Here is a 9,135-nt window from a genome sequence, read left to right as displayed (position 1 = left end):
CGGCCGGGCGTATGATGGCTGACTCGCAGACGGCCGGAGCGCCGGCCCTGGCGATCTCATGCCGTTCGACTCGACAAAGTGCGGGAAATCACCATATAATCAAAGGCTTTCCCGGATCTGGGTCGTTTTTTGCCCGCCCTGGAAAGAATCCGCCGGGCAGTAATGCCGGCGGGAAGTACCCCAGAAGTGGCAACAGGTACACCAAGTTTTGCCGCCATGAAAGGCTTCATCGGCCCTTCATGCGTCAAGCACCTGGCGTCATGTAAATCAACAATGAGTGTTTAAGTTTAGGGAATCAACATGCCCAAGATGAAAACCAAGAAAAGCGCCTCCAAGCGCTTTAAGGTTCGCGGCAGCGGCTCCATCAAGCGTGGTCAGGCGTTCAAGCGTCACATCCTGACCAAGAAGACCACCAAGGCCAAGCGTCAACTGCGCGGCTCGACGGCGGTTCATGAATCCAACGTGGCCTCCGTCAAGGCCATGATGCCTTTCGCTTGATCTAAGGGAGATCTACTATGCCTCGCGTCAAACGCGGCGTAACTGCCCGCGCACGTCACAAGAAAGTCATTGCCGCCGCCAAGGGTTACCGTGGCCGCCGCGGTAATGTGTTCCGTATCGCCAAGCAAGCAGTCATGCGCGCTGGCCAATACGCCTACCGCGACCGTCGTAACAAGAAGCGCACGTTCCGTGCTCTGTGGATCACGCGTATCAACGCCGCCGTCCGCGAACATGGCGTCAGCTACAGCGTGTTCATCGCTGGCCTGAAGAAGGCTTCGATCGAACTCGACCGCAAGGTCCTGGCCGACCTGGCCGTGCGCGACAAGGCCGGCTTCGCCGCCATCGTGCAGCAAGCCAAGGCTGCCTTGGCTGCCTGATCGCGCTTTAACTCATCGCGCATCGCTGCAAACGGGGCTGTAATGGCCCCGTTTGCGTTTTGAAGGCTGGATTTCATGACTCTGATGGTTGACGACCTGGTCTCCCAGGCGCAAGAACGTTTCGCCGCGGCCACCGATGCCGCCGCGCTGGAAAACGCCAAGGCTCGGTTCCTGGGCAAGGAAGGCGCGCTGACGGTGCTGCTGAAGGCCCTCGGCAAGCTTGATCCCGAGCAGAAGCGCGAGATGGGCGCCCGGATCAATCAGGCCAAGCAAAAGGTCGAAGAGCTTCTGAACCTGCGCCGCGCCGCGCTGGCACAAGCCGAACTGGACGCCCGCCTGGCATCCGAAACCATAGACGTCACCCTCCCGGGCCGCGGTCGCGCGCCGGGCGGCATCCATCCGGTGATCCGGACCTGGGAACGCGTGGAAGAGATCTTCCGTTCCATAGGCTTCGACGTGGCCGACGGCCCCGAAGTGGAAAACGACTGGACCAATTTCACCGCTTTGAACAGCCCGCTGGACCATCCCGCGCGTTCCATGCACGACACGTTCTACGTCGACATGCAGGACGCGGAAGGTCAGCCGTTGTTGCTGCGCACGCACACGAGCCCCATGCAGGTGCGTTACGCGCGCATGCACAAGCCGCCCATCAAGGTCATCGCGCCTGGGCGCACCTACCGCGTCGACAGCGACGCCACGCACTCGCCCATGTTCCACCAAGTGGAAGGGCTCTGGATCGCCGAAGACATCTCGTTCGCCGACCTGAAGGGCGTGTACACCGATTTCCTGCGCTGCTTCTTTGAAACCGACGACCTGGCCGTGCGCTTCCGCCCGTCGTTCTTCCCGTTCACGGAACCGTCCGCCGAAATCGACATGATGTTCACCTCGGGTCCGAACCGCGGCCGCTGGCTGGAGATTTCCGGCTCGGGCCAGGTGCATCCGCAAGTGGTGCGCAACTTCGGCCTCGATCCCGAGCGCTACATCGGCTTCGCCTTCGGCTCCGGGCTCGAGCGCCTGACCATGTTGCGCTACGGCGTCAACGATCTGCGCCAGTTCTACGAAGGCGATTTGCGCTTCCTGCGCCAGTTCAACGAATAACAGACGGCTGATCATGCAATTTCCCGAATCCTGGCTGCGTACGCTGGTCAACCCCGCGATCGCCACCGAAGAACTCGCGCACCGGCTCACCATGGCCGGCCTGGAAGTCGAAGACACCGTGCCTGCCGCGCCCGCCTTCAGCGGCGTGGTCGTGGGCCATATCGTCGAAATCGCGCCGCATCCCGACGCCGACAAGCTGCGCGTCTGCAAAGTGGATGACGGCTCCGGCGAACTGCTGCAGATCGTTTGCGGCGCGCCCAATGCCGCCGCCGGCCTGACGGTGCCGCTGGCGCGCGTCGGCGCCGAGTTGCCTGGCGGCATGAAGATCGGCGTGGCCAAGATGCGCGGCGTGCAGTCGTCGGGCATGCTGTGCTCGGCCCGCGAACTGGGCCTGTCGCAGGATCACGGCGGCCTGCTGGAACTGCCGGCCGGCATGACGCCGGGCCAGTCGATCCGCGAAGCGCTGGACCTGGACGACACGCTCTTCACCCTGAAGATGACGCCCAACCGCGCCGACTGCCTGTCGATCCTGGGCGTGGCGCGCGAAGTCGCCGCGCTGACCGGCGCGCCGCTGTCCGTGCCCACCGCGGTCGCCGTGCCCGTCACACTGGACGAGCGTCTGTCGGTCAAGGTCGAAGCGCCTGAGCTGTGCGGCCGTTTCGGCGGCCGCGTGATTCGCGGCGTCAACGCCCGCGCCGCGACGCCCGACTGGATGAAGACGCGCCTGGAGCGCGCCGGCCAACGTTCGCTGTCGGCGCTGGTGGACATCTCCAACTACGTCATGCTCGAACTGGGCCGCCCTTCGCACGTGTTCGACCTGGACAAGATCCGCGGCGACCTCAGCGTGCGCTGGGCGCGCGAAGGCGAAACGCTTGAACTGCTGAACGGCCAGACCGTCACGCTGGATGCGACGGTAGGCGTGGTGGTCGCAGGGGATCAGGTGGAAAGCCTGGCCGGCATCATGGGTGGCGAAGCGACTTCCGTCACGCTCGACACCCGCAACATCTATCTGGAAGCTGCGTTCTGGTGGCCGCAGTCGCTCGCCGGCCGCGCGCGCCGCTACAAGTTCAGCTCGGAAGCCAGCCACCGCGGCGAGCGCGGCGTGGACTACGCCACGATCCCCGAGCACATCGAATTCATCACGCGCCTGATCATCGACATCTGCGGCGGCGAAGCCGGCCCGCTGGACGACCAGATCGTCAACCTGCCCAAGCGCGAACCGGTGCGGATGCGCCTGCCGCGCTGCCATCGTGTGCTGGGCGTGCCGGTCACGCAGGCTGAGGTCGCCAAGATCTTCGGCAGCCTGGGCCTGGACTTCAAGGTCGAAGGCGATGACTTCATCGTCACGCCGCCTTCCTATCGCTTCGACCTGGAGCTTGAAGAAGACCTGATCGAGGAAGTGGCCCGCATCTACGGTTTCGAGAACATCCCCGTGGAGCCGCCGATGGCGCGCGCCAAGATGTTCTCGCAACCGGAAATCCGTCGCGGCGCGCATGCGCTGCGCCGCCTGGCTGCCGCGCAGGACTACCAGGAAGTCGTGAACTACAGCTTCGTCGAAGCCGACTGGGAACGCGACTACGCCGGCAACGAAACGCCGGTGCGCCTGGTCAATCCCATCGCCAGCCATCTGTCGGTCATGCGCTCCAGCCTGATCGCCAGCCTGGTCGCCAACATCCGCCACAACGCCAATCGCAAGCAGACGCGCGTGCGCCTGTTCGAACTGGGCCGCGTGTTCATGCGCGATGCGTCCGTCCAGGATGGTCCGCTCGAAGTGGCAGGCGTGCGCCAGCCGATGAGGCTGGCAGGCGCGGCCTGGGGCCCGGCCGTGGAAGAGCAGTGGGGTGTGGCGACTCGCCAAGTGGATTTCTACGACGTGAAGATGGATGTCGAGGCGCTGTTCGGCGCGCGCGGCAGCCGTCTGCGTTTCGAAGCCGCGGCGCATCCCGCACTGCATCCGGGCCGCGGCGCGCGCATCGAACTGGACGGCAAGCACGTTGGCTGGATTGGCGAACTGCACCCGCGTTGGGCCCAGCAAGCCGACTTGGCGCATGCGCCCGTCGTGTTCGAACTGGACGCTGCCGCCTTGTCCGAAGGCGAACTGCCGCAAGTGCGCGAGCTCTCGCGTCAGCCCGTGGTGGTGCGCGATTTGGCGCTGTGGGTCGATGCCCATGTGTCGGCGCAATCCATGCTCGACACCGTCGCCGCGGCCGTCAAGGCGGACCCGCAATTGGCGGTGGTACAGGACACGCGCCTGTTCGACGTGTGGCGCGAGAAGGTCCAAGGCAGCGAGCCCGTCACCGAGAAAAGCCTTGCTTTCCGTTTCTGGCTACAGGACACTGAGGTCACGCTGGACGAAGCCAGGGTGGCGGATTGCCTGGCGCGTATCAAGGAAGCCTTGGTGGCTGCGCATGGCGCGCGCCAACGCGCTTGAACCATGGGGAACAGTATGCTTGCTGCCGAGCCGCGCACTCTGACCAAGGCCGAGCTGGCCGAACTGCTCTTTGAGCGGGTCGGTCTGAACAAGCGCGAAGCCAAGGACATCGTCGATACCTTCTTCGAGGAAATCCGCGACGCCCTGGCGCGCGGAGATTCCGTCAAGCTCTCGGGCTTCGGCAATTTCCAGGTGCGCGACAAGCCGCCGCGTCCTGGCCGCAACCCCAAAACCGGCGAGACCATTCCCATCGCCGCACGCCGCGTGGTCACCTTCCACGCGAGTCAGAAACTCAAGAGCGTGGTGGAGCAGGCGGCACCCGCAGAATCCGACGCCGAGGAGTGATACGCTTTGTCGGCAATTGTTATCGGCACCTGACGCATCGCGGCATAAAATCCCCTTATGACACGTACCGAATCCACCGTTACCTTACCGCCCATTCCCGCCAAGCGTTACTTCACCATCGGTGAAGTCAGCGACCTGTGTGGCGTCAAGCCCCATGTCTTGCGGTATTGGGAACAGGAATTCACGCAACTCAAGCCGGTGAAGCGGCGCGGCAACCGCCGCTACTACCAGCATCACGAAGTGCTGCTGATCCGCCGTATCCGTTCCCTGCTGTATGAGCAAGGCTTCACGATCAGCGGCGCGCGCAATCGCCTGGGCGATGCGCGCGACGTGCCGCACGATCAGGACGCTGCAGTGCGTCTGTCGGGCGCCGAGATGCAAGCCTTGCGCAACGAACTGGGCAACGTCTCGACGATGCTGGCCGAAGCCTTGGGCACGGCGGCAAACGTTGCCGGCGCAAGCGCCGGCAATGCAAGCCCTGCGGCTTGAACGCAGCGCATCGTCATTCCCCACATGGTTTGAACGCATTACCTGCAACGCGCGGCGCAAGCCGCGCGTTGCATTGAGCAGTACCTCGCGCCGCGCGCATCGATGCGCATGCGGTTGATGCAATCGATGAGCGCAGCGCGAAAATTTTTTTGAGTATTCAGCGCTTTTTTTGCACGAATGCGTGCAAACAAATTTTTGTTCTGCTATACTCTTTTTCTTTCGGGGCGTAGCGCAGCCTGGTAGCGCACTTGCATGGGGTGCAAGGGGTCGCGAGTTCGAATCCCGCCGTCCCGACCAGCAGTTCCAAAGGCCGTCAGTGAGAAATCACTGACGGCCTTTTCATTTTGTTGGCCTGATTTCAGCGAGCGCGGTGCAAGCACGTTATGCGAATGGCTGATAAAAACTGCCGGCGTAAAACGGCACCCTAGCAAAGTGTCAGCCATGGAAAAAGCCACCCGCAGGTGGCTTTGTTTTTTTCCGTTCAGCTCCGATATTCCAGACGGATCAACGGGTAGGGCCTGCCTTGATCATCAAGCAGCGAGCGGCCTATACGCTTGAAGCCCATCTTTTCATAGAAGCCTACCGCCTGGCCGTTCTGTTCATTGACGTCCGTCGTCATGTTGGGATGCAGCAAGAGGCCGTGCCGCACCAGCGCGGCGCCTATGCCTGTTCCACGGCAGGCAGGATCGACGAACAGCGCCTGCATGTGGCCGTTGTCGATCAGCATGAATGCCTGGGGATAGTCATTGGCGTCGACCGCAAGCCAGAGCGGCACTTGGGGGAGAAAATCGCACACCATCTCATCGATGGCTTGGCGATCCTCGGGTGATAGAAAGTCGTGCGTGGCGTCGACCGCGTTGCGCCAGATTTCGACGGCGCGTGCGCCTTCGTCGGGGCGGGAGGTTCTTATCGTAATCATCGGCGCAGAGTATTGGATTTCCTTTTGCGGCGTCAAATTGACGACGAACGGCTCCACACCCGAATGGTATAAGTGCACGGCAGCGCAATGACGGTGCGCTTGACGGTCACTGATAACTCCAGGCGGTCTGCGGAATGAAAGTCATGAGAACTCTTGCTGTGCTCCTTTTGCTGACGCTACAGGCGGCCGGGGCTGTCGCTGAAACGCAGGCGGAGGCGTCGGTCGCGCGCGTGATGCAAGGCGGCCGCTGGACCGATGGCGCGGCCACGGGCGCGTACCGTATCGTGGTGGAAGAGGTGGGTTTCGAGCACGTCAGCTGCCGCGTCCGGATTCAATGGGTCGCTTCCGCGACCTCCGGCCGTCCCGCCACGCTTGTTGCGGAGCAGACCTTCGCGGAACTCTCGACCACCTTCTGGAGTTGCGGGCAGGGCAAGCAGAGCGTGGTTGTCGCCGGCAATGTGCTGCAAGTGCAGGCCACGCACGCATATTCCGGCGAGCCATGCACGTTCACTGCAAAACTCGGCAAGCCGGGACAATATCAATACGCGGGGTGCCGCAACGAGGAACCGGCGCCGAAGGCCGGCGGCTGAAACGCTCGCTGCACCGATGCATCGCGCGCGTATCTTGCGGCCTCCAGGCCGGTGCGCGGCTTGGTTAAGATAATGCCCACTCTTTGACATGCCTACCTGATGCCTCCATTCCAACGCACGTCCCTGCTCAAAAGAATATGCGCCAGCAAGATCACGCTCTTGCTCATCGCCTGCAATATCGCGGTGTACTGCGCCGCGGGATTTCTGGACACGCGCGCGTTCGAGAGCCTGAGCCAAACCTCCTTCCTGATAGCCTGGGGCGGCAACGTGCCGGCGTTGACCTTGTCGGGCGAGTATTGGCGCTTGTTCACCAGCATGTTCCTGCACGTAGGCTTCCTGCATCTGGCAATCAACATGCTGGCGCTGTGGTCGCTGGGGATCATTCTTGAAGCGCGCATGCGTTCCTGGGTGTTCCTGGGCGTGTATCTGCTGTCGGGCCTGTGCGGCAGCCTGGTCACCGCGCTATGGCATCGCGACGAGTTTTTCCTGAGTTGCGGGGCGTCTGGTGCGATCCTGGGCATTTTCGGGGCGGCCATCGCTTATGGCCTGCATGACCGGCGCATGGGCCGGCCGCACATTCCGCCTGGCAATCTGCTGTTCAGCCTGCTGCTGACCTTCGGCGCGGGCTTCGCGTTCGACGTCGATAATGCGGCGCACCTGGGAGGTTTGCTCGCGGGGGCGCTACTCGCGGGCATCGCGCTGTATGCCGAGCGCCTGCGGCCCATGACGGCGACTATGGTCCTGGTCGGCAGCGGCATGCTCGGCGCCGCGGCGCTGGTTGCGGTAACGCTCGGCAATCATGACCGCGACATGCAGGAACAGCTTGCCGCCGCGCGGTTTGGGCGCACGCTGGGAAACATGGGATTGCTGGGCTCGGCCCAGGCGCTTTGGAAAGCGCCGTCGTTGGATGAGTGCATAGCGGACACCTTGTCCGCCGCTGCGCGCGACGGATCGCAAACGCCGGATCTGCGGCGCTGCGCGAAACCTGGCGACAGGGACCTGGCTTTGTTGGCAAGGTTCATGCCGCTGCAGTACCAAAGCTGCCGTGCGCAGATCGCGGGATTGCGCAAACTCTATACGGATGCCGCGACGCAAGAGGCGCTGACCGCGGCGGACCAGTACTGCGAAATCCAAGCACGGATCTATGGCGCGGTGTTTCAAGCTGAGGGCGCCGAACTCGATCTTGAAAAGGCGCGCCAGGCGCGTTTGAAGATGAACTTCCTGCTCGACGAGCGGGGAATGTACCGGACGGATTCAGCGCCATTGCGGGCGCAGGCAAGCGCCCTGAAGGGCATGCTCCGCCAACCGGGCGAGCTGGCTTCGGCCATCATCGGGCGCTCGGGCTGCCCGTACTGGAGTTGCGAGCGGTAGCGCGGGCCGACGCCAGGCGGGAGCGCCCGCCGCCATTCATACAAGACGGCGGGCAGGGTCCGCGACATGGGTCGTGACGATGTCGATAAACCGCTCGAGCGGCGCCGACTGATTGTCGGCCCGCCAGACCAGCTCCCAATGCTGGACCACGTCCAGATCGGGCAGTTCCTTGAAGGCGACGGTGGGCGGCGCCGCGCGCGTGGCCGAGTCAGGCAGAACGGTGCAGCCCAAGCCTGCGGCGACCAGGGTCAGCATCGATCCGACATCCACGCCCTGTATCGATGAGCGGGGCACGAATCCGGCCTTGAAAAAGCAGTGGATCAGCCTGTCATGCCAGACGGGCGCTGCATTGCGCGGCAGCCAGATGAAGTCCCGGCCGGCGAGTTCGCGCAAGGACGTCGGGCTGCCATGGTCCCAGTGCCAGTCGGCGGGATAGGCGACCAGCATCTTCTCGGAATAGATGGGGATGCCTTTGAACGCCGGGTCGTCGACCGGCCTGAATAGCGTGAATCCCGCGTCCAGCCTGCCCGTAGGCAGAAGTTCGATCTGTGCATCCGACAGCAGATGACTGAGCGTCAACGAGACCCCGGGGGCTTCCCGGCGGAACTGCCGCAGCGCGTCGGCAAGCAGGGAGCGCAGCGTCAGCATGACTGGCAAGGCAATGGTCAGGTGCCCGATCTCGCCGCGTCCCGCGCGCTGCGCGCGCTCCATTGCCGCGGTCGCATCGCCCAGCAGACGGTTCGCGTCCAGGAGCAGCTGCTTGCCTGCTTCGGTCAGGTGGACGCCGCGAGTAGTTCGTTCAAAAACGGCAGTGCCCAGCTCTTCTTCCAATGCCTGGATCTGGCGGGTCAATGCCGGTTGGGCGATGTGCACCGACTGAGCCGCGAGACTGATGCTGCCGCGTTCGGCGACGGCAACGAAGTAGCGCAACTGCCGCAGATCCATGGATATACCTTATTAGTATGACGGGCATCGTTAAATAGCATTTTACGGCATGGATGGCGTGTCTCTACCATT

At 63.3% G+C, this 9,135-nt stretch carries 11 protein-coding genes and 1 tRNA gene; 9 read left to right on the top strand and 3 right to left on the bottom strand.

Going from position 1 to position 9,135, the window contains the following annotated elements:
- The first annotated feature begins 300 nt into the window (after nt 1–300).
- The 7 genes from rpmI (at nt 301) to VIR09_RS09870 (ending at nt 5,535) form a co-directional block, all read left to right on the top strand.
- On the top strand, nt 301–498 hold the full coding sequence (rpmI, locus tag VIR09_RS09900) for a 50S ribosomal protein L35 (RefSeq protein ID WP_006218740.1): 198 nt from the start codon (nt 301–303) through the stop codon (nt 496–498).
- 17 nt (nt 499–515) lie between these two features.
- Nucleotides 516–875, top strand: a complete 360-nt coding sequence (gene rplT / locus VIR09_RS09895; protein ID WP_006218741.1) for a 50S ribosomal protein L20 — start codon at nt 516–518, stop codon at nt 873–875.
- A gap of 75 nt (nt 876–950) precedes the next feature.
- On the top strand, nt 951–1,973 hold the full coding sequence (gene pheS / locus VIR09_RS09890) for a phenylalanine--tRNA ligase subunit alpha (RefSeq protein ID WP_332012696.1): 1,023 nt from the start codon (nt 951–953) through the stop codon (nt 1,971–1,973).
- 13 nt (nt 1,974–1,986) lie between these two features.
- Entirely contained in the window at nt 1,987–4,404 is a 2,418-nt protein-coding gene (pheT, locus tag VIR09_RS09885) for a phenylalanine--tRNA ligase subunit beta (RefSeq protein WP_332012695.1), read from the top strand.
- 3 nt (nt 4,405–4,407) lie between these two features.
- A complete protein-coding gene (locus tag VIR09_RS09880; RefSeq protein ID WP_332012694.1) occupies nt 4,408–4,749 on the top strand; it encodes an integration host factor subunit alpha in 342 nt (113 codons plus the stop codon).
- 57 nt (nt 4,750–4,806) lie between these two features.
- Nucleotides 4,807–5,238 carry a MerR family transcriptional regulator gene (locus VIR09_RS09875; RefSeq protein WP_013392922.1) on the top strand — a complete coding sequence of 144 codons (432 nt, stop codon included), beginning with the start codon at nt 4,807–4,809 and terminating at the stop codon, nt 5,236–5,238.
- 220 nt (nt 5,239–5,458) lie between these two features.
- Nucleotides 5,459–5,535 (top strand) — tRNA-Pro (locus tag VIR09_RS09870).
- 184 nt (nt 5,536–5,719) lie between these two features.
- Here VIR09_RS09870 and VIR09_RS09865 read toward each other — a convergent pair.
- On the bottom strand, nt 5,720–6,157 hold the full coding sequence (locus VIR09_RS09865; RefSeq protein ID WP_332012701.1) for an acetyltransferase: 438 nt from the start codon (nt 6,155–6,157) through the stop codon (nt 5,720–5,722).
- A 143-nt stretch (nt 6,158–6,300) separates the two neighbouring features.
- Between VIR09_RS09865 and VIR09_RS09860 the strand changes: the two genes are divergently transcribed.
- Nucleotides 6,301–6,747 carry a hypothetical protein gene (locus VIR09_RS09860; protein ID WP_332012693.1) on the top strand — a complete coding sequence of 149 codons (447 nt, stop codon included), beginning with the start codon at nt 6,301–6,303 and terminating at the stop codon, nt 6,745–6,747.
- 92 nt (nt 6,748–6,839) lie between these two features.
- On the opposite strand, the gene VIR09_RS09855 is transcribed toward VIR09_RS09860, so the two are convergent.
- Nucleotides 6,840–7,058 (bottom strand): hypothetical protein, encoded by a 219-nt coding sequence (locus VIR09_RS09855; RefSeq protein WP_332012702.1) that lies wholly within the window; start codon nt 7,056–7,058, stop codon nt 6,840–6,842.
- A 4-nt stretch (nt 7,059–7,062) separates the two neighbouring features.
- Between VIR09_RS09855 and VIR09_RS09850 the strand changes: the two genes are divergently transcribed.
- The gene (locus tag VIR09_RS09850; RefSeq protein WP_332012700.1) at nt 7,063–8,118 is read left to right on the top strand and encodes a rhomboid family intramembrane serine protease; all 1,056 of its coding nucleotides are present in this window, start codon (nt 7,063–7,065) and stop codon (nt 8,116–8,118) included.
- A 36-nt stretch (nt 8,119–8,154) separates the two neighbouring features.
- Here the strand turns inward: VIR09_RS09850 and VIR09_RS09845 are convergent, their stop codons facing one another.
- A complete protein-coding gene (locus tag VIR09_RS09845; protein ID WP_332012692.1) occupies nt 8,155–9,063 on the bottom strand; it encodes a LysR family transcriptional regulator in 909 nt (302 codons plus the stop codon).
- Nucleotides 9,064–9,135: the final 72 nt, after the last annotated feature.

Origin of the sequence: Achromobacter sp. (assembly GCF_036567245.1) — a bacterium.
Lineage (GTDB): Bacteria > Pseudomonadota > Gammaproteobacteria > Burkholderiales > Burkholderiaceae_B > Achromobacter.
The sequence above is the reverse complement of the archived record's forward strand: the minus strand, read 5'-3'. Positions and strand labels throughout refer to the sequence as shown.

Bases quoted from the DNA above. Each gene is read 5' to 3' on its own strand.
- rpmI (WP_006218740.1), top strand. From the start codon at position 301: ATGCCCAAGATGAAAACCAAGAAAAGCGCCTCCAAGCGCTTTAAGGTT.
- rplT (WP_006218741.1), top strand. From the start codon at position 516: ATGCCTCGCGTCAAACGCGGCGTAACTGCCCGCGCACGTCACAAGAAA.
- pheS (WP_332012696.1), top strand. From the start codon at position 951: ATGACTCTGATGGTTGACGACCTGGTCTCCCAGGCGCAAGAACGTTTC.
- pheT (WP_332012695.1), top strand. From the start codon at position 1,987: ATGCAATTTCCCGAATCCTGGCTGCGTACGCTGGTCAACCCCGCGATC.
- VIR09_RS09880 (WP_332012694.1), top strand. From the start codon at position 4,408: ATGGGGAACAGTATGCTTGCTGCCGAGCCGCGCACTCTGACCAAGGCC.
- VIR09_RS09875 (WP_013392922.1), top strand. From the start codon at position 4,807: ATGACACGTACCGAATCCACCGTTACCTTACCGCCCATTCCCGCCAAG.
- VIR09_RS09865 (WP_332012701.1), bottom strand. From the start codon at position 6,157: ATGATTACGATAAGAACCTCCCGCCCCGACGAAGGCGCACGCGCCGTC.
- VIR09_RS09860 (WP_332012693.1), top strand. From the start codon at position 6,301: ATGAGAACTCTTGCTGTGCTCCTTTTGCTGACGCTACAGGCGGCCGGG.
- VIR09_RS09850 (WP_332012700.1), top strand. From the start codon at position 7,063: ATGTTCCTGCACGTAGGCTTCCTGCATCTGGCAATCAACATGCTGGCG.
- VIR09_RS09845 (WP_332012692.1), bottom strand. From the start codon at position 9,063: ATGGATCTGCGGCAGTTGCGCTACTTCGTTGCCGTCGCCGAACGCGGC.